The following is a 17,954-nucleotide window of genomic DNA, read 5'->3' as shown; positions in this document are numbered from 1 at the left end:
GCCATTGCGGGCCGCGTGCTTAATGAGGGCACACTCATGCCTATCATCACCCGTTTTGCCCCCAGTCCCACCGGTTGGCTGCACCTGGGTCATGCGTATGCGGCGCTGTTTGCCGAACAAAAAGCGCGACAAAACTCAGGCAGGTTCCTCCTGCGGCTGGAGGACATCGACGGCACACGTGCCCGCCCGGAATATGAAACGGCGCTCTTCGATGACCTGCGCTGGCTCGGGCTGACGTGGGAACAGCCTGTGCTGCGACAGTCTGACCATGCGCAGGACTATCGGCGGGCGCTGGATGAACTGGCAGCCCTGGAGCTGCTGTATCCCTGCTTTTGCACCCGTCGCGAAATTCAGGAGGAGATCGCCCAGGCAGCCCAGGCCCCGCATGGTCCAGATGGGGCTCTTTACCCCGGCACCTGCCGAAACCGCAGCGTCGTTGAACGGACCGAACGCATCGCTGCCGGGCAGCCCTACGCCCTGCGGCTGGATGTGGCCAAAGCTATCGCCCTAGCGGGCCACGGCCTGACCTGGGAGGATGGCAACCGGGGCCTGCAAAGGGCGGAACCTGCGGTCTTTGGGGATGTGGTGCTGGCCCGCAAGGATACGCCTGCGAGCTATCACCTAGCCGTAGTGGTTGACGATGCCCGGCAAGGCATCACCCTGGTGACACGGGGAGAGGATCTCTTTGAAGCCACCCACCTGCACCGTCTGCTGCAAGAGCTGCTGAAGCTTCCGGTGCCTCAGTGGCATCACCACCGACTCATCGCCGATGAAAACGGCCGCCGTTTGGCAAAGCGGGACAATGCCCGCTCCCTGCGCACCTTGCGGGACGAAGGCTGGACAGCGGCCCGGGTCCGCGAGGTGCTGGAGGTCGAATCGGCCCAACACCAAAACTCATAACACCCTTTTTGTTAGGCTCTCACCTCCCATTTAGGCGGGTTTCACTTCAGCAGTTCACGCTTCGCGAAGCCACTCAAGGAAGGTCTTGCGTCGCGGCAAAGGGGGCGGAGTGGGGAATTCCAGAGGCGGTAATTCAGCGGGCAGGTCCGTGGGCGGCAGCCGAAGTCCTGCTTTCGGCTGGATGGTGGTAAAGCTCGTCGGCAGGGCCTCCACGGGGGGCTCAGTCTCCGCCAGGAGGTCCGGCGGGGGATCCGGTGTGGTGGGAATGGCAATGGTATCTGGCAGAATGGCCTGGGATGAGCGGCGAGGCGGGGCATTTTCCGCGACCTCGACAAAGACCGGGACGGCATGCAGCAAAGGTGAGTCTGCCAGCGGAGATGTGGGAGCCGGGGGCGTGGGCACCGGCGGCGGGGTGAAGAGCGATGGCGGCGGCTGCAGGCTGCTTCGCAGATCTTCCCAATCAGGCGCAGGCGAGGACGACTCAGGCGAAACGCTTTCCAAAAAAGGAGACGATGGAGCACAAATGTCATCCAACGAAGTCGGGAGAGCAGCCACGGGTACGGGCGATGAAGGCCGACGACGTGAGGCCAGCCAGGCGAGTCCGCCCAGCACCAGGGCGCCGCCCAGGCGAGAACGTGAACTCAAAATAGCCCCCGCAGCCGCGGCAACAGCCACCTGGGGCAATTTGGAACTGAGGTTGCCAGAGGAGGCGGCATCAGGGGGGAATGACGGGCGGGACATGGCTGCCACAGGCTACGCCACCTGCGCCGCTGAGCAACCTTGCATTGTGCTTCACCCAGGGATGCTGGGAGTCAACGGCACCCGGATGCGAAAGGTGGTCTCCACCCCAGGGGTACTGGTGAGGTCAATCGTGCCACCATGCGCCTCCACCGTGCGGCGGACGATGCTAAGGCCGAGCCCAGTACCCTTAATTTCGGGAGAGTGGTGCTTGTGCCCACGGAAGAAACGCTTGAACACAAAAGGCAGATCGTGGGCGGCAATGCCGATGCCATTGTCGGAAATCGTCAGCAGGCAGTGGTCGGCAAACCACTGGCCCGTCACCTTGAGGATGAGTCCCGGATTGGGGTTCTCCTTGATGGCGTTTTCCAGCAGGTTGGTGAACACCTGGTCCCAGTAAAAGCGGTCGCCCACCATCTGGCCGCCATCGGGCGGGAAATCCAGATTGATGCGGGCATCCCGCCCTTCCAGCATCGGGGACAGGTGGTCCAGAGCATCCTGCACACAGGAGCGTGCGGTGAAGGCCTCGAGATTGAGGGCGGAACTGCCGTTTTCCAGACGGGAGATGGTGAGCATGTCCTCAATGATGCGGATGATGCGCTTGCCATGCTTTTCCATGACGTCGAGGCAGCGACGCAGGGCAGTTTCATCCTTGATAAGGCCGCTTTGCAGCGTCTCAATGTAGCCGTTGATGAGGGTCAGCGGCGTGCGCAGTTCGTGGGAGGCATTGGCCACGAAGTCTTTGCGCACCTGCTCGGCGAGGGTCTGCTCCGTGATATCATAGACCATCAGCCAGGCTCCGGCCTCGGCTTTGGCTGGGAGCGGGGCCGCCTCGATGAGGTAATGGCGGGTGCTGATGGCCCCAGAGCCGAGGGTGGTGTGGACGTCGATCTCCTTCACCGTTCGACGCTGGTTTTGCAACGCCGCCTGTACGGTGTCGCTGACCTGGTGGTCTGAAAACTCCTCCAGCAGCGTCCGGCCACGATGGATGGATGGCCGATGGAAAAGGTGCCCCATCGTTCGGTTGCAAAATTTGATGCGCTGGTGGTCATCCACAATGACGACCCCCTGGCGGATTTCATTGAGCAGGGACTCGAAGAGACGGCGCAGGTACTCCTCCTTGTTCAGCGCGTGCTGGGCCTCGGCCAGGCCCTGAAAGCGAGCGCTGAGCTTGTCGGCCTCGAAAATGGTGAGCCCTGCGGCCTTGGTCACTTGCTGGACGCTGCTGCGCCAGTGCTGCTCACGCCGCCAGGCCCAGGCTGCAAGGAGCAAGAGGGCGAGGCTAAGCAAGGTGATGGTCATGAAATGTAAACGGAGGGAAGCCGGAAAAAGGCGATGCAGATGTTGTTAGGCCGGGGGAAGAAGCAAGGAAAAGGTGTGCAACTCTCAGTACGTTGCATTTCCCTGCCCTGTTGACCGGCATGGAGTGAATAAATCTCGGCTCACGAGGCGAGGCTGTCAGCCGCGATGGCGACGGGATCGGGGATGAACTGGTAACCAGTGCCGCGGACGGTGATGATGTGCCGGCCTGCCTCGCCCAACTTTTCACGCAGGCGCTTGATGTGGGTATCTAGCGTGCGTGTAGCTACGTCATCAGAATAACCCCAGACTTCACGCAGCAACTCAGCGCGGGTGTGGACAGCCGTGACATTTTCCAACAGCACGGCCAGGAGCTTGAACTCCGTGGTGGTAAGGTCAATGGGGGTGCCATTGTGAAAGAACTTCATGTTCTTACGATCCAGCAGGAAAGCCCCGGTCTTCACTTCGGAAACGTGGGTAACCTTTTTGGTACGGCGCAGGATGGCCGAAATGCGGAGGGAGAGTTCGCGCGGGGAGAAGGGTTTCGTGAGGTAGTCATCGGCACCGAGTTCCAGGCCGTTGATCTTGTCCGTGACCTGGGCCCGTGCGGTCAGCATGATGACAGGCACAGAACGTGTGCGGCTGTCAGCACGCAACCGTTTGAAGATGGTCACCCCATCCTGGCCCGGAAGCATGAGATCGAGCACGACCAGGTCGGGTTCGTTCTCAATCACCGCATTCATCACCTGGAGTCCGTTGGTGATACAGATGCACTCATGCCCTTCACGCATCAGATGCAGGGTGATCAGCTCTGAAATATCCGGCTCGTCATCTACTACCAAGATTTTGCTCATATCGTCTGGCCATTTACATAAGTAGAGGGTCTGTCACCAAACTGTTCTTGGTGACATCTATGACACAATCTGGAATTCTGCTTCACATTATTTCAACAATCAGGGTGACGCATTCGTCACAATGGATCACTTTGTAACGCAGACATTCTGCTCTCTATGGAGCTGAATCACAGCATGTGACATGAGGTTTTTGCTCATCACCGACACGTTCCCACCCGATATCAACGGGGTGGCGAGAACTCTTGCAACCCTGGCCACAGGCCTGAAACAGCGCGGTCATGACGTGGAAGTGGTAACAACCCTGGAAGCGGGGCCCGAGGAGGCGGCCGACGCGGTCAAACGCCACACCGTCATGGCCATGCCCCTGCCCGGCTACCCAGGACTGCGCATGGGGTTCACCACCACCTGGCAGATGCAGGCGCTTTATGAGACCTTCCGCCCGGATGCCCTGTATGTGGCAACGGAGACACCTCTGGGCATCGCCAGCATCCGCGCAGGTAACAAAATGGGCATTCCGATGGTGTCGGGATTTCACACCAACTTCCAAACTTACCTGGAAGACTACGCCCTGCCAGGACTGGAAGGTGTGGCCCAGGGCCTGCTGCGCAGCATTCACAACCAGACTGCCCGCACGCTGACGCCCAGCACAGACACGGCAGCCATGCTGGAACGCTGGGGCATCCATAACGTCGGCGTGCTGGGCCGTGGGGTGGATACGGATGTTTTTGATCCCGCCCGGCGCAGCACCGCCCTGCGTGAAAGCTGGGGCGCCACCGATGACACTCCGGTGGCCCTGTATGTGGGGCGCGTGGCCGCAGAAAAGAATCTGGAACTGCTGACGCGCGCCTTTGCCCGCTTCCGCGAGGTACATCCCCAGGCCCGCTGTGTGGTGGTGGGGGATGGGCCGAAGCTGAAAAGCCTGCAGACCGAGCACCCTGAATTTCACTACGCCGGCCCACGTACCGGGTCAGATCTGGGGGCTCACTACGCCAGTGCTGATGTCTTTGTCTTTCCCAGCATCACCGAAACTTTTGGCAACGTGGTACTGGAGGCCATGTCCAGCGGCCTGCTGACCGTGGCCTATGATTACGCCGCCCCGCGTCTGCTGATCCGTCCTGGGGAAAATGGCCTGCTGGCCGCCTTTGATGATGAGGCGGACTTCCTCCTGCAATGTGAAAAAGCCGCCACTTCCTGGCAGGACTCCGCTCAGCGCCTGGCTGCCCGTGCGGCCGCCCGCCACCTCGGGTGGCAGCGCGTCATCGAGCAATTCGAGTCCGAACTCATCACCGTTATTCCCCCTGCCCCGGCCAAAGACCCGGCTTGACCCGCCCCGCATTCTCCGCGTTCACTCTACCCCATGCCTCAAGATCCTGAAGACCTGCCTGATACTCCGACCAATCCGGAGAGGACGAAGACCAAGCTGCGCGCGCGCACAGTTTTCATCTCGGACGTGCATCTGGGCATGCCAGACTGCAAGGCGGCACAGGCCTCCCATTTCATCCGCAACACCCAGTGTGACAAACTGGTGCTCAATGGTGACATCATTGACGCCTGGCATCTGAAACGCCTCGGCGGGTGGAACAAGGCACACACCCACTTCATCCGCACCGTGCTGAAGAAGATGGAAAAGGAAAACACGCAGATCATCTATCTGCGCGGCAACCATGATGACATCCTGGACCGCTTCATTCCCATCCGGCTCGACAACTTTCTGATCACGAATGAGCACATCCACCACACCCGCGAAGGTGACTATCTGGTGGTCCACGGGGACGGCTTCGACCATGTGACGACGAACCATCCGTGGATCGCCAAGCTGGGCGGCATCGGCTACAACCTCCTTCTGCGGGTGAACCGCGCCTACAACTGGTACCGCCGGGTGCGTGGCAAGGAAAGCTTCTCGCTCAGCCGCTGGGTAAAGCTGAAGGTGAAATCAGCCGTGAGCTTTGTCGGCAAGTATGAGGAACAGCTCCAGGAACTGGCCAAGGCCAAAGGCTGCAAGGGCATCATCTGCGGCCACATCCACAGCCCCGCCAACAAAGTGGTGGGCCAGACCCACTACCTGAATTCCGGCGACTGGGTGGAATCCCTCACCGCCATTTTGGAACACGACAATGGCGAGTTCGAAGTCATCACCTATGACCAGTTTTGCGAACGCACCAACCGCGAGCCCAAGGGGGATGCCGTGGTCGCTGAAGTTGCCAACGAAGGTAAAATAGGTGTCGAAAACGTCACATTGCCCATGTAGCCTCAGCCTTAGCCCACGCCACTGATGCAAGAGCATATTTTGTCTACTTTCGACCAATCCCTCGACCGCCTGCGCGAGCAGGTACTCACCATGGCCAGCATTGCCCGCCGCAATCTGGGCAGTGCCATGCGCGGCCTTTTGGAGCGCAATACGGACCTTTGCAACGCCGCCATCGCCGCAGACCAGGACGTGAATGAACTGGAGAAAAGCATCGACCAACTGGGCATGCAGATCCTGCTGAAATTCCAGCCGACCGCACACGATCTGCGTCAGGTGATGGGTACCATCCGCGTGGCCAACAATCTGGAACGCATCTCCGACCAGGCATGCAGCATCGCCAAACGGGCCCGCGCCATCAACCTGCTGCCGGAAATCCCGGAGCTGACGTTGATCCAGCCCGTGTATCACCTTTGCGCCCGGAATCTGGAGGCCAGCATCCAGGCCTTCACCAATGCCGACCCGGAAGCCGCCGCCGCCAGCCGCCTGCTGGACAAGGAACTGGACGCTGCTGAAAAGTCCGTGGACCAGGCGCTGCTGCGCGTGATGGAGGCCCGCCAGGCCCCGCTCGAAGGGTACCTGCACCTCATCTTTGTGGCCCGGTTTCTGGAGCGCGTGGGCGACCACGCCAAGAACATCTGCGAAGACACCATCTTCATCGAACGCGCCGAAGACGTGCGCTTCGACAAGAACAAGCGGCTTGATCCGCAGAGCTGAACAATCTCATGCGCTCCTGCGGGAGCGTCGTGAGGGTGTTCTTTGGAGCAAAGGTGCTCCAGAGCGCCGAAGACTTTGGAGCACCCACCGATCAAAAACCGGCTGCGGCCTATCTGCCCCGAACCGCATTGGCAGTCGCCGTGATCAAAAGGAAGAGGGTGATACCCATGATTACCAGGGTGACGATACCCATGAATTTCCAAAAGGACCGCTGTTTGTCCATGGCCGAGACGAGATCCTCCAGGCTGTGGGAAATCACCAGTCGATTGATCCGGCTGCCGTAGGCCCACAGCTTGATCGCTGGGAAGACGTACAGGACGCCCATAAGCGGATAAAAGATGGCACCAAAGATAAAGATCCACAGTTCGGGCATTCCAGGGGCTTTACCTTCGGAGGTGGCTCCGGCCATCGAATACACAAAGGCGGATGAAGCCCCGAACACCATCATCACCACCACCAGAAGCCACAGCGCTACGGACACCACCCGCACCCAAACCTTGGTGCGCTGAAGCGGGGTCACCACTTCCAGGGGGATGGTCTCCGGGTGTGCGCTGGTGTTGCCAAATAGATTGGCCGAGGGGGCGGTATAGGGATTTTCCATGAGAGGGCGAAATAAGGCTGCGAATCACGGGCAGCCCGGGCATTCTTCACGAGGGCAGGCTCAAAGCAATGCTGAGTTACCCATCAGGAGCTTTGCATCTACATTAAAAAGGCTTATCTGGGATAAGTCTCACTCCAGGGTTGTCAAACAACGTGGCTGCCGCTTCATTCTCAGGCGTTGATTCTCCGATGGCTGCCCTCACTCTTGCTGACACCCTCCAACCTGTGGAACTTGCCGATGGGGTGGAGATCCACCTGCGGGTGGCCGGGCCTGCTGCGCGCAGCGTGGCTTGGCTGATTGATCTGCTGATCTTCGCCGGCATCATCATCGCGCTATCACTGGGTCTGACGTTGATGGGCCCCAGCCTGGGTGACAAGACGGTGCAGGGCATCCTGCTGCTGTGCCTGTTTGCACTTTCCTGGTTCTACAATGTCTTCTTTGAGATGACCAGGAAGGCCGCAACCCCGGGGCAGCGAATGATGAAGCTGAAGGTCTCCAGCGTTTCCGGTGCGCCCGTGCTGCTGCCACAATCCATCATCCGCAATCTGCTGCGAGTGATCGATTTCATGCCCTTCTGTTATCTCTTTGGGCTGATGTGCTGCCTGTTCAGCCAGCGTTTCCAACGTCTGGGAGACCTGGTGGCGGATACTGTGGTGGTCTATGCCGAGCCGGAACATGTGAAGGTTTCTGCGCAGCGTGTGAATGTGGAGCCTGAGGCCCCGCCGGTGGCACTCTCCCGGGCGGAGCAGGCCGCGCTGCTGCAGTTCCTGGAGCGGGCGCCGCAATGGTCGGATGCACGCAAGACGGAGCTGGCGGATGTGCTGGAGCCGCTGACTGGCAAAACAGGCCTGGCCGGGCTGAGCCGCGCCTGTGCGATGGGTGTGTGGCTGCAAAAGGGCGGTCAGGGATAACCAACTTTGCAACCATGACTCCGGCCCAGTTTGAAAAAGAAAATGAAGCCCGCTGGCAGCGGCTACAGGTGCTGCTGGACGAGGTGGAGTCCAAAAAGAAAAGTGAGGGAGTGGAGGAACTGCCTCAGCTTTTCCGCCAAGCTTGCCATGACCTCAGTGTGGCCCAGCACCGAATGTACGGCCCCCGGCTGGTCGGGAGGCTGAATGCCCTCGCGATCAATGGCTATCGCACGCTGGAAAGGCGCATCAGCGGCGGCTGGGAACGGCTGGCGCAGATGGTCTTCACCGAATTTCCGCGCGCCGTGCGGGCGGAGCGCGGTCTGTTCTGGTTTTGCATGGCCATGTTCTGGGGGCCTTTCATTTTTCTCGCCGCCTGGACGCCGTTTGATCCGGAATGGGCCATGTCCATCCTCGGGCCGGATGGCATGATCCAGATGGAGATGATGTATGGCAAGGATACCTCCCCGCATGACTACATGCGCGAGGAGTTTGGCTCGAACTTCGGCATGTTTGCCTTCTATATCTGGAACAATGTGGGCATTGATCTACGCACGTTTGCCGGCGGTCTTTTGGGCGGCGTGGGATCCATGATCATCATGCTGTTTAACGGCGCGCATCTAGGCGCGGCGACCGGCTATGTCCACCACGCCTGCAATCCGGAAACATTTTACTCCTTTGTCGCCGGACACTCCGCCCCTGAGCTGATGGGCGTGGTGATTTCCGGCATGGCCGGCATGCGCCTGGGGCTTTCGCTGGTGAAACCGGGCCCGTATGACCGCAGGACCGCGCTGGTGCTGGGTGGGCGGCGTGCGCTGGTACTCATCACCGGGGCGGCGCTGATGACGGCCTTTGCAGCGGTGATTGAGGGCTTCTGGTCGGCCAATCCCTTCCCTCCCCTGCTCCGTTATTCAGTGGGCGGCATGATGTGGCTGCTGACGCTGGGCTACCTGTTTTTGAGCGGAAAGGAGCGGCCTCATGCGTCTTGAGGATCTCACCATCACCCTGCGCCCGCGCCAGTCATGGGAGGCGGCAGATCTAGGCTGCGCCCTGGTGCGCCGGGACTATGGGCGGGTGCTGCTGCTGTGGCTCATCTCCACTGTGCCCGTATGGGCGCTGCTGGCGGTGCTGCTATGGAATCAGCCGATCGTTTTCGGCATGGTGGCATGGTGGCTGAAGCCGCTGTATGACCGCCTGCCCCTGCACTACCTCAGCCGGGCCGCCTTTGGGGCCAAGCCCTCGCTGAAGGAGTCACTGCGCGAGTGGCCACGCCTGTGGTCACGCTTTTTGTTATCCGCCCTGATCTTCAGACGGCTGTCTTTCATCCGCAGCTTTGCCCTGCCAGTGTGGATGCTGGAGGGCCAGCGAGGCAAGGCGGTGAAAAAGCGCCTACAAGCCCTGGCGGTGGATGGCGGCAGCAGCGGCACCTCGGTGACCTTCGTGTTTTTAAAACTGGAGTTCGCCGTTTTTCTTGGGATCACGGCGCTGCTGAGCTCGCTGGGGCCATCCTCCGGTCTTCCGGATTTCGGTGAGCTGTTTTTAAACCCCGGAGGTTACATGGAAAGCACCCAGGCTCAGATGTGGTTCACTAATACGATTTATCTCTGCGCCATGACCGTGGTGGAGCCCTTTTACGTCGGGGCAGGCTTTGGCCTCTACCTGAACTCCCGCACCAAGATCGAAGGCTGGGACATCGAGCTAGTCTTCCGTCGTTTGGCAGCTCGGCTGCGCCCCCTCGCTGCGGCAGCTCTGGCCCTTCTGTTCCTGCTGCCAGCAGCCTTGCAAGCTCAGCAGCCACCTCGCGGCCAGACCACCGAGGAGGTGGAGACAGCCATTCAGGAGATCTTAGCAAAGCCAGAGTTCAAAGAACACAGCCGGACCCAGCAATTGTGGATTCCCAATGGGGCCAAGGAGACAGAGACTCATGGCTCCATGCAAGGGGATCCCCGCTGGCTCGGGTGGCTTTTCTACGGCATCGTCTCTGCGGTGGTGGCCATCTTCCTGGGTTGGGGCATTCGCTGGCTGATCTTGAATAAGCACCTCTTCCGGGGTGGGGCGGGCCGGGTGAAGGTGACTCAGGAAAACGGCCCTCGTGTAATCATGGGATTGGACATCACCAGTGAGAGCCTGCCTGAAGACATCGTCAAAGCAGCCCGTGCGGCCTGGGCCAAAGGCCAGTTGCGGGAAGCCCTCAGCCTCCTGTACCGGGGTTCGCTTTCAAGGTTGGTCGAACAGCGGAGGCTGCCCATCCGGGACAGTGATACCGAGGATGACTGCCTGCTGCAGGTGGCCGGTTTGGGCGATGCAGCCTTGACGGATTTCTTTCGCGCACTGACGCTGGCCTGGGTGCGCGCAGCCTATGCGGGCCAGGAGGCTGGCGAGACTGAATTTGAAACCCTTTGCCGCACCTGGCCCTTTGCTCCGGTGACGACGCACACGAAGCCCCGGCAGCGTGTGTTTGCCAGTGTGGCCATGGCATTGCTGATGCTTCCGTTTCTTACAGGCTGCGACGGTGGTCACTGGGAAGAAGTCACCCTTCCCCTGGGCTACAAAGGCGAGGCCCGGACGAACCCCTTTCTCGCAGCGCAGCAACTGCTGGAAGTCTATGGCCATGAGGCCGAGCGCCTGCCCACACTGAAAGAACTGCCCGACGCCTGGGATGGCGTGATCGTCGTCTCTGGCGAATCTGGCATGCCGGAGGCACGGGCCCGCCAGTTGCTGGACTGGGCCGATGCGGGAGGTCACCTGATTTACACCGTCGCTGGCTGTGCGCCCTACAGTGACTGGGGAATGTTTAGCGGAATGGCCTCTTATGCCTACACGGGCAATGAAGACCGGGCCGATCCCGTGCTGGAGGCTCTCGGCGTGAAGGTGGAAAGTACAGACAATCTGAAAGCGCTGATCGAAACCTTGCAGGAGAAACTCAAACCAGAGCAGGCCAAGCCTGAGAAAAAAGAAGCCCCTCAGGATGCGACAGCCCCGAAGCCCAAGGAGAGCCCCACAGAAAAGCCCGCCGAAACTGAGGATGAAAAAAGCGCCCTGCATGAGCCCACCGATGTGCCGACCTTGCGCAGCAAGATGAAGATCGGCCCGGTGACCTATGAAGTGGACTTTGTGGATGTGTTGAAACTGAGCCTGAACCGCGCTTTGGCCCCCGAAGAGGAAGTCTCGGGCACCGTGGAACAGGCGACCGCGCTGAGCCTCGTCCATGGCGATGGGCGGGTGACGGTTCTGAACCATGCGCGTCCGCTGCGAAATCGTTACCTGGATGAAAACGACCACGCCCGCTGGCTCCTGGCCTTGGTCGGGGACGAGCCGCGCTCCGTGCAGTTCATTGTCACCTTGCAGAGCAGTTTCTGGAACCTGCTGTGGACGCGTGCCTGGATGCCTCTGATAGGCCTCGCCCTGCTCACGGTGATCTGGCTGTGGGTTTACATGCCGCGCTTTGGCCCCATGCGCCAGGTGGTGCTGCATGACACCAAACACTTTGCCGAGCACATCGGGGCCTTGGGGCAGTTTTTTTATCGGATGCAGCGCCCAGACATCCTTCTCGGCGCAGCAGCAGATGCCGTCCGCGCCCGTGCCCTGCGCCTGCATCCCCATTTGGGAAATCTGGATGATGAGGCCCTGGTGCAGATGCTGGCCCCCATCTCACCCATTCCCCCGGAGCGCATCCGCGCCGCCCTGAAGCCCCCTGGCAAAGTTCCCAGCCATGAGATGGTACGCCTCCTTCAGGACCTGCAAATCCTGAAGACCGCCCTGGGCTGAACCGGCCGGTTTCTCGCAAATTGCCGATGCAACGTCAGTTGACGCCTCGCGTGCCCTGCCCATGAGTGCAGGCCATCGATTTTACCCTCCACTTTTCTTTCATGAAACCTACCCTTCTCATCCTCGCTGCCGGCATGGGCAGCCGTTACGGCGGTCTGAAACAGCTCGATGCCATGGGCCCTTCGGGCGAGGTGGTGCTGGACTACTCCGTGTTTGATGCGATCCGCGCTGGTTTTGGCAAAGTGGTGTTTGTGATCCGCCGCGACTTTGAAGAGCAGTTCCGCACGCAGATCGGTAGCAAGTTTGGCGACCGCATCGCCGTGGACTATGCCTTCCAGGACATCAATGACCTCCCAGCCGGTTTCACAGTGCCTGAAGGCCGCACCAAGCCCTGGGGCACTGCCCACGCCGTGCTCGCCGCCGAAGGCGTGGTCAACGAACCCTTCCTGATGATCAATGCCGATGACTTCTACGGCCGCGACGCCTTTGCAAAGATCGGTGCTGATCTGGCCTCCGAACGCGCCTCCGATGGCAAGAGCCACTACTCCATGGTCGGCTTCTACCTGAAGAACACCCTCTCCGACCACGGCAGCGTGGCACGCGGCGTCTGCACCCGCGGTCCTGATGGCATGCTGAGTTCCGTCACGGAAATGACCAAGATCTTTCGCACGCCGACCGGTGCGGAGAACCGCGAGAGCGAGCCCCCACTTCCGCTGACAGGTGAAGAAGTCGTCTCCATGAACTTCTTCGGCTTCACCCCCGACATTTTCGGCCACCTGCGCGCCGCCTTCACCAAGTTCCTCGAAACCAGCGGCACCGACCTCAAGTCCGAGTGCTATGTGCCCAAGGAAGTAGACGTACTGATCCGCGACGGCAAAGCCGACGTGACGGTGCTGGAATCCAACGATTCCTGGTTCGGGGTTACCTACCCAGAAGACAAGGCGGACGTCGTCGCTAGCATCCGCGCCCTGGTCGCCGCCGGTGCCTATCCAGAGAATCTTTGGGCCTGATCCTGTATTGTCCTTGTTCAGAGAGGGCCGCTTTCCTCTCTGGACAACCGCGGACGACTGTGAAACCATCGGTACGAAATCCGCATCGTTCAGATTCGGACGAAATGACCCATCTCCACCGTGCCTGCCACCTCGACGCTCCCCAGCCCTGATGTTGCCGCTCCAGCGGACCTGCGTGATGACTTTTTAAAGACTTTGCGCTGCATGATTCTCTCCCGGATTCTGGAAGAGAAACTCGGCAGTCTTTACCGGGCTGGCGGTCGAATCGTCGGCGGGGTTTATCTTGGCCGCGGCCAGGAAGCCTTCAGCGCTGCCGCGGGAAACAACCTTCGTTATGGCAAGGACATCTATGGACCGCTGATCCGTGACCAAGCCGGAAGACTGGCCTATGGCGAGCCGATTCTGGATGCCATGCGCACCTACCTCGGCGTGGTCACCGGCCCCATGCGTGGTCGTGATGGCAACATCCACCGTGGTCGCCCGAAAGAGGGTTGCATGGCCATGATTTCGCACCTGGGCAGCCTTCTTTCCGTGGTGGCCGGTGCTTTGTTTGCACGGCGTCTGCGCGGCACCCTCGGCGACAGTGTGGGCGCCACAAGCATCGGCGACGGCGGCACCTCGACTGGCGCATTTCATGAAGGACTGAACATGGCCTCAGTGGAAAAGTTGCCGATGGTGATCAGCATCGCCAACAACCAATTCGCCTACTCCACCCCCACCAGCCGCCAGTATGCCTGTGAAGACCTGGTGGACCGCGCCATCGGTTACGGCGTGGATGGGCACAGTGTGGATGGCACAGATCTCCTGGCCTGCGTGGCCACCTTCCGCACTGCCTTTGCCCGTGCCCGTGCCGGCCACGGCCCGCAGCTAGTCGTCGGCAAGCTCCTGCGCCTGGGTGGCCATGGCGAGCATGACGACGCCTCCTACATTCCCGATTCCGCCAAGCACAAGCATGAGGCCCGCGACTGCATCGAAGTGGCCAAAAGGCAGGCCGTCGAGCTGGGTTGGGCCACGGAGGCGGATTTCCGCAACTGGGAGGAAGATGCCCGCCGCGATGTGGATGCGGCGCAGGCCATTGCCAGCAAAGAACCCACACCCGATCCCTACCGGGAAACCTGGCACGCACTGTCCACCAGTGAGCTTGTAGAGGGACAGCACGGATGAGCATCACCTATCTCGAAGCGATTCGCGAGGCGCAGTATGAGGCGCTCCGCACCGACCCCAACGTCTTCCTTTACGGGCAGGACATCAGCACCTTCGGCGGAGCCTTCAAGGCCACGAAAAATCTGAGCCGCGAGTTTCCTGGCCGCGTGTTTGATTCGCCCATCAGCGAAGATGCCATGATCGGCATGGCCGTAGGCGCAGCGGTGGAGGGGGCACGCCCGATCATCGAGATGCAGTTCGCAGACTTCTCCTCGGTGGGGTTCAACCAGATCGTCAACCAAGCGGCTACGCTATACTGGCGCACGAACACACCCTGCCCCATCACCATCCGCATGCCTTCCGGCGGCACCCCCGGCAGCGGCCCATTTCACAGCCAGAGCATGGAGAGCATCTATGCCCATTACCCCGGGATTGTCATCCTCACTCCGGCGACCGTCGAAGACGCCTACTGGATGCTGCTGGAAAGCGTGAAGCTGAATGACCCTGTCATTTTCTGTGAGCACAAGTTTCTTTACTATCACCTGAAGGCTGAAGGCTTTGGCGAATCCCTGCCCATCGGCAAGGCGCGCATCGCCCGTCCAGGTCGCGATGCCACCGTGGTCACCTACAGCGCCATGCTGCATGAAGCGCTGAAATCGGCCGAAGAATTGCAAATGGACGGCTACCAGGTGGAAGTGGTGGACCTCCGCAGCGTGAAGCCGATGGATACGGATACCATCCTCGCCTCCGTCTCCCGCACGGGTCGCCTGCTGGCCGTGGGTGAGGCATTCCCCTGGGGCGGGGTGACTGCGGAAATCATCGCCCGCGTCAGCAGCGAGGCCTTTCACATGCTGGATGCGCCACCCATGCGGCTGAACAGCAAGGACACGCCGATCCCCTACCATCCGAACCTTTGGAAGAGCCACCGGCCCACGACCTCCAGCATCACCGCAGCGTTGCGGGACTTGCTACGGTATTGAGGGATCATCTTGCCAGCCTTGGATTTGCCGCCTAGCCTGGGGGCATGAAAAAGCTGCTGTTTCTTCTCGTCATCCTGTTTGTCCTGGCAGGCGCAGGCCTGGGGGCGGCCTCCTGGTGGGTCATGCGTAAGATGGGCCCAGAAACTTGGGTGGAACTGGCTGAAAAAAACTGGAATTGCCGCGCCGAGCTCGGCGATGCCAAACTCAGCCTGCTCACCCGGCCCGCCACCCTCAAACTCATCGGCGTGAAACTGGCCCCGCGTGATACGGAGGTGGCCAAACGCTACGCTGAACGCGCTCCCCTGGCAGAAGGCGTGGCCGTGCTGGAGGTGCCTGAAATCATTCTGGAAGTGAAGCTTGATGATCTGCTGAACAAGCGGCTCTTTGTGGAGCATCTGCGCATCATCAAGCCCAGCGTTCGGGAGACCCAGGATGCCCAGGGCAACAGTTCCCTAGAGGCCCTGTTCAAGAGACCTGGAACATCCGAGGCCGTTGCCGCCACGCCTGCAACCTCACCTCCACCACCCAATGTGGAAAGCCAGGCCTCCGATGAGCCCAGCCCCGCCCTGGCCTATGCTGTGCAGGCCATCACCTTGGAAAAAGGCCTTTTTGACATCACCAGCGGCACCACACGGGTGCTTGCCCAGGATCTCGATTTCAATCTTACCGGCATTGATGTGGACAAGAATGATCTGGCCAATCACAACCGTATCTTGGCCACCCTCAGCACCCGGATCGTGGTGAATGGCATGGCTCGCATCGCGGGTGCCAAACGGCCTGCCGAACTGGCCAATCTGATGCTCACAGGCAAGGGCGAAGTCACCCCTTACAACCTTCAGACCGGAAAATGGAACCCCTTTACCAAACTGGCCCTCACCCTGGCCAAAGGCTCCACCCTCGCCGGCCACATGACCATCGGCGATGCCGCAGGCAAGGAACTGCGCAAACTCCAGGAATACGGTGTGGACCTTGCCCCTGTGGTCATCGGCGGTCCGCTGATGGCGGATGCCGTGGTCAATGGCGACTTTACCAATGACCGCTTCATCACCCGCAGTCCCACCCTGTTTGTTTTCCCGGAATATGAGGTCGCTATCGAGCCCAAATCCTGGGTCAATGCGGCCCAGGACCGCCATGAGATCGAACTGCGTCTATCCTGCGGTCAGGCCTTGCAGACTCGGCTGATGAGCGGTATTTCCCAGGCCAAACTTGGCGAATCGCTCGCACGGGGCCTTACCAAAGCCCTTTCGGACGACCAAGGACGCATGACCTTCGACATTGAGTCTTCCGGCCCGCTCTCTGATCCCAAAGTGAAACCCAAGACTGATCGCGTTCTCAAAAACCTGATGCGCGGCGAGGGCTTGGGCGACCTGCTCGAAGGGCTGATCAAGAAGCTGTAATTTTAGGGACTCTCCCAACGGAGTGCTCTACCACCTGAAAGCGGATGTAAACAATTCACAGGTCCCTGCCTGGAATTCGATAACCATCCCTTTAATCACTTCGCATCAAGCCATCACAGCGCCACCCGTGTTGTGGCAGTCGTGGCTTCTGTCTCTTTGGACCATCTTTCGGCATGCTTGGCCATGTCAATGTCCAGGCGGGTAATTCCACCTTCGCTATGAGTGGTGAGTTTTACCGTCACCTTGCACCAGCCGACAAAAAGGTCAGGGTGGTGGTTCATTTCTTCGGCCGACTGAGCCAGCATTTGTACGAATTGAATGCCCTTCAAATAGGAAGCAAATCGATAGTTCTTCACCAAATTCGCACCTTCACGCTTCCAACCAGGAAGATGGGCCAGAGCCGCTTCGATATCATCAAGGGTGAGGAGAAGACGCATGGAAAAGTGAGAGAACGTGAAGGCTGTGTTTTTCTAATATCGCAAATTTGCGCCTTTTATACGATAAAATTCATAATTTATGAAGAAAGGAAGAAAAAACGACTCTCACTTTATTTTTTCTAAGATTAACCAACGCCACTAAAACACCATAAATTATCCTGAATCTTACATAAATTAAGCTTCAATTCAATAACTAAGCCAAATCTTTGCCCGCTCATTACCATTCGGTTTATGGAAGCATCACTGTCGGGCATTGAGAAGCCCCTCGAAAATGAGTCTGGGTCAGGGTTCTGTCCCCGCTCGTAAGTTGACACTGGACGAGCCGCCTCCATGCTCAACCACTGAAGTTGCCGAAGTTCCTTTCTCCTTTTTACCCCCATGCATTCCTCCCTTGAACTGAAACGCGAAGTCGAAGCCATCCAGATCCCGAGCGGCGATTCCATCAATTTGCCCCTTGGCATGAAGGTCATCATCACCCAATCCCTGGGCGGCACTTACACGGTCGCCACAGATTTTGGCCTGGCTCGCATCAGCGCCAAGGATGTTGACGCTCTGGGCATCGACCCTGAAGCGGCCAAAAAAGACTCCGAAAGCAGCTCTTCCAACATTCCGGAAAACGCCAGCGATCTGGAAGCCCAGGTTTGGAATCAGCTCAAAAACGTCTATGACCCCGAAATCCCGGTGAACATCGTGGATCTGGGCCTGGTGTATGACTGTCAGGTCGAACAGAACGAAGAAGGCAAAAACCGCGCCGTGGTGAAAATGACCCTCACAGCCCCCGGCTGTGGCATGGGCCCCACCATCGCTGCCGATGCCCAGAGCCGCATCATGACCATCGAAGACATGGACGATGCCGCTGTGGAACTCGTCTGGGAACCCGCCTGGAACCAGGGCATGATCTCCGTGGAGGGGAAAATGAAGCTGGGGATGATCTAACCCCTCCAGGGCAGAACACTT

Annotated in this window: 17 protein-coding genes; 12 read left to right on the top strand and 5 right to left on the bottom strand. The window is 59.6% G+C overall.

The window, feature by feature from the left end:
* Positions 1-36 precede the first annotated feature (36 nt).
* Positions 37-900 (top strand): tRNA glutamyl-Q(34) synthetase GluQRS, encoded by an 864-nt coding sequence (gluQRS, locus tag ABEB25_RS21990; RefSeq protein ID WP_345738602.1) that lies wholly within the window; start codon positions 37-39, stop codon positions 898-900.
* Positions 901-954: 54 nt separating this feature from the next.
* Here the strand turns inward: gluQRS and ABEB25_RS21985 are convergent, their stop codons facing one another.
* The 3 genes from ABEB25_RS21985 to ABEB25_RS21975 form a co-directional block, all read right to left on the bottom strand.
* Complete coding sequence (locus ABEB25_RS21985) at positions 955-1,641, bottom strand: hypothetical protein (RefSeq protein ID WP_345738601.1); 687 nt, start codon at positions 1,639-1,641, stop codon at positions 955-957.
* 51 nt (positions 1,642-1,692) lie between these two features.
* Positions 1,693-2,940, bottom strand: a complete 1,248-nt coding sequence (locus tag ABEB25_RS21980; protein WP_345738600.1) for a sensor histidine kinase — start codon at positions 2,938-2,940, stop codon at positions 1,693-1,695.
* A gap of 140 nt (positions 2,941-3,080) precedes the next feature.
* Positions 3,081-3,791 carry a response regulator gene (locus tag ABEB25_RS21975; protein ID WP_345738599.1) on the bottom strand — a complete coding sequence of 237 codons (711 nt, stop codon included), beginning with the start codon at positions 3,789-3,791 and terminating at the stop codon, positions 3,081-3,083.
* 181 nt (positions 3,792-3,972) lie between these two features.
* On the opposite strand from ABEB25_RS21975, the gene ABEB25_RS21970 reads away from it, so the two are divergent.
* The 3 genes from ABEB25_RS21970 to phoU are packed head-to-tail and all read left to right on the top strand — an operon-like array spanning position 3,973 to position 6,753.
* Positions 3,973-5,115, top strand: coding sequence for a glycosyltransferase family 4 protein (locus ABEB25_RS21970; RefSeq protein ID WP_345738598.1), 1,143 nt, complete (start codon positions 3,973-3,975; stop codon positions 5,113-5,115).
* 33 nt (positions 5,116-5,148) lie between these two features.
* Entirely contained in the window at positions 5,149-6,039 is an 891-nt protein-coding gene (locus ABEB25_RS21965) for a UDP-2,3-diacylglucosamine diphosphatase (RefSeq protein ID WP_345738597.1), read from the top strand.
* A 39-nt stretch (positions 6,040-6,078) separates the two neighbouring features.
* Complete coding sequence (gene phoU, locus ABEB25_RS21960) at positions 6,079-6,753, top strand: phosphate signaling complex protein PhoU (RefSeq protein ID WP_345738596.1); 675 nt, start codon at positions 6,079-6,081, stop codon at positions 6,751-6,753.
* 109 nt (positions 6,754-6,862) lie between these two features.
* On the opposite strand, the gene ABEB25_RS21955 is transcribed toward phoU, so the two are convergent.
* Positions 6,863-7,354, bottom strand: coding sequence for a DUF5362 family protein (locus ABEB25_RS21955; RefSeq protein ID WP_345738595.1), 492 nt, complete (start codon positions 7,352-7,354; stop codon positions 6,863-6,865).
* Positions 7,355-7,542: 188 nt separating this feature from the next.
* Here ABEB25_RS21955 and ABEB25_RS21950 point away from each other — a divergent pair, with 188 nt between their 5' ends.
* The 7 genes from ABEB25_RS21950 to ABEB25_RS21920 all read left to right on the top strand — a co-directional run bounded on the left by ABEB25_RS21950 (position 7,543) and on the right by ABEB25_RS21920 (position 16,560).
* Entirely contained in the window at positions 7,543-8,265 is a 723-nt protein-coding gene (locus ABEB25_RS21950; protein WP_345738594.1) for an RDD family protein, read from the top strand.
* A gap of 14 nt (positions 8,266-8,279) precedes the next feature.
* Entirely contained in the window at positions 8,280-9,251 is a 972-nt protein-coding gene (locus ABEB25_RS21945; protein WP_345738593.1) for a stage II sporulation protein M, read from the top strand.
* Positions 9,241-12,030 carry a DUF4350 domain-containing protein gene (locus ABEB25_RS21940; RefSeq protein ID WP_345738592.1) on the top strand — a complete coding sequence of 930 codons (2,790 nt, stop codon included), beginning with the start codon at positions 9,241-9,243 and terminating at the stop codon, positions 12,028-12,030. The genes ABEB25_RS21945 and ABEB25_RS21940 overlap by 11 nt, the downstream gene beginning before the upstream one ends.
* A 101-nt stretch (positions 12,031-12,131) precedes the next feature.
* The gene (locus ABEB25_RS21935) at positions 12,132-13,040 is read left to right on the top strand and encodes a nucleotidyltransferase family protein (RefSeq protein ID WP_345738591.1); all 909 of its coding nucleotides are present in this window, start codon (positions 12,132-12,134) and stop codon (positions 13,038-13,040) included.
* A gap of 204 nt (positions 13,041-13,244) precedes the next feature.
* Positions 13,245-14,204 (top strand): thiamine pyrophosphate-dependent dehydrogenase E1 component subunit alpha, encoded by a 960-nt coding sequence (locus ABEB25_RS21930; RefSeq protein ID WP_345738590.1) that lies wholly within the window; start codon positions 13,245-13,247, stop codon positions 14,202-14,204.
* Positions 14,201-15,163, top strand: a complete 963-nt coding sequence (locus ABEB25_RS21925; RefSeq protein ID WP_345738589.1) for an alpha-ketoacid dehydrogenase subunit beta — start codon at positions 14,201-14,203, stop codon at positions 15,161-15,163. The genes ABEB25_RS21930 and ABEB25_RS21925 overlap by 4 nt, the downstream gene beginning before the upstream one ends.
* A gap of 44 nt (positions 15,164-15,207) precedes the next feature.
* A complete protein-coding gene (locus tag ABEB25_RS21920) occupies positions 15,208-16,560 on the top strand; it encodes an AsmA family protein (protein ID WP_345738588.1) in 1,353 nt (450 codons plus the stop codon).
* A gap of 113 nt (positions 16,561-16,673) precedes the next feature.
* Here ABEB25_RS21920 and ABEB25_RS21915 read toward each other — a convergent pair whose 3' ends face one another.
* On the bottom strand, positions 16,674-16,997 hold the full coding sequence (locus tag ABEB25_RS21915; RefSeq protein ID WP_345738587.1) for a 4a-hydroxytetrahydrobiopterin dehydratase: 324 nt from the start codon (positions 16,995-16,997) through the stop codon (positions 16,674-16,676).
* 378 nt (positions 16,998-17,375) lie between these two features.
* Here ABEB25_RS21915 and sufT point away from each other — a divergent pair, with 378 nt between their 5' ends.
* A complete protein-coding gene (gene sufT / locus ABEB25_RS21910; RefSeq protein ID WP_345738586.1) occupies positions 17,376-17,933 on the top strand; it encodes a putative Fe-S cluster assembly protein SufT in 558 nt (185 codons plus the stop codon).
* Positions 17,934-17,954: the final 21 nt, after the last annotated feature.

It is taken from the genome of Prosthecobacter algae, assembly GCF_039542385.1.
Classification (GTDB): Bacteria; Verrucomicrobiota; Verrucomicrobiia; order Verrucomicrobiales; family Verrucomicrobiaceae; genus Prosthecobacter; species Prosthecobacter algae.
This window is presented reverse-complemented; position numbering and strand designations above follow the sequence as displayed.

Bases quoted from the DNA above. Each gene is read 5' to 3' on its own strand.
- gluQRS (WP_345738602.1), top strand. From the start codon at position 37: ATGCCTATCATCACCCGTTTTGCCCCCAGTCCCACCGGTTGGCTGCAC.
- ABEB25_RS21985 (WP_345738601.1), bottom strand. From the start codon at position 1,641: ATGTCCCGCCCGTCATTCCCCCCTGATGCCGCCTCCTCTGGCAACCTC.
- ABEB25_RS21980 (WP_345738600.1), bottom strand. From the start codon at position 2,940: ATGACCATCACCTTGCTTAGCCTCGCCCTCTTGCTCCTTGCAGCCTGG.
- ABEB25_RS21975 (WP_345738599.1), bottom strand. From the start codon at position 3,791: ATGAGCAAAATCTTGGTAGTAGATGACGAGCCGGATATTTCAGAGCTG.
- ABEB25_RS21970 (WP_345738598.1), top strand. From the start codon at position 3,973: ATGAGGTTTTTGCTCATCACCGACACGTTCCCACCCGATATCAACGGG.
- ABEB25_RS21965 (WP_345738597.1), top strand. From the start codon at position 5,149: ATGCCTCAAGATCCTGAAGACCTGCCTGATACTCCGACCAATCCGGAG.
- ABEB25_RS21955 (WP_345738595.1), bottom strand. From the start codon at position 7,354: ATGGAAAATCCCTATACCGCCCCCTCGGCCAATCTATTTGGCAACACC.
- ABEB25_RS21950 (WP_345738594.1), top strand. From the start codon at position 7,543: ATGGCTGCCCTCACTCTTGCTGACACCCTCCAACCTGTGGAACTTGCC.
- ABEB25_RS21945 (WP_345738593.1), top strand. From the start codon at position 8,280: ATGACTCCGGCCCAGTTTGAAAAAGAAAATGAAGCCCGCTGGCAGCGG.
- ABEB25_RS21940 (WP_345738592.1), top strand. From the start codon at position 9,241: ATGCGTCTTGAGGATCTCACCATCACCCTGCGCCCGCGCCAGTCATGG.
- ABEB25_RS21935 (WP_345738591.1), top strand. From the start codon at position 12,132: ATGAAACCTACCCTTCTCATCCTCGCTGCCGGCATGGGCAGCCGTTAC.
- ABEB25_RS21930 (WP_345738590.1), top strand. From the start codon at position 13,245: ATGATTCTCTCCCGGATTCTGGAAGAGAAACTCGGCAGTCTTTACCGG.
- ABEB25_RS21925 (WP_345738589.1), top strand. From the start codon at position 14,201: ATGAGCATCACCTATCTCGAAGCGATTCGCGAGGCGCAGTATGAGGCG.
- ABEB25_RS21920 (WP_345738588.1), top strand. From the start codon at position 15,208: ATGAAAAAGCTGCTGTTTCTTCTCGTCATCCTGTTTGTCCTGGCAGGC.
- ABEB25_RS21915 (WP_345738587.1), bottom strand. From the start codon at position 16,997: ATGCGTCTTCTCCTCACCCTTGATGATATCGAAGCGGCTCTGGCCCAT.
- sufT (WP_345738586.1), top strand. From the start codon at position 17,376: ATGCATTCCTCCCTTGAACTGAAACGCGAAGTCGAAGCCATCCAGATC.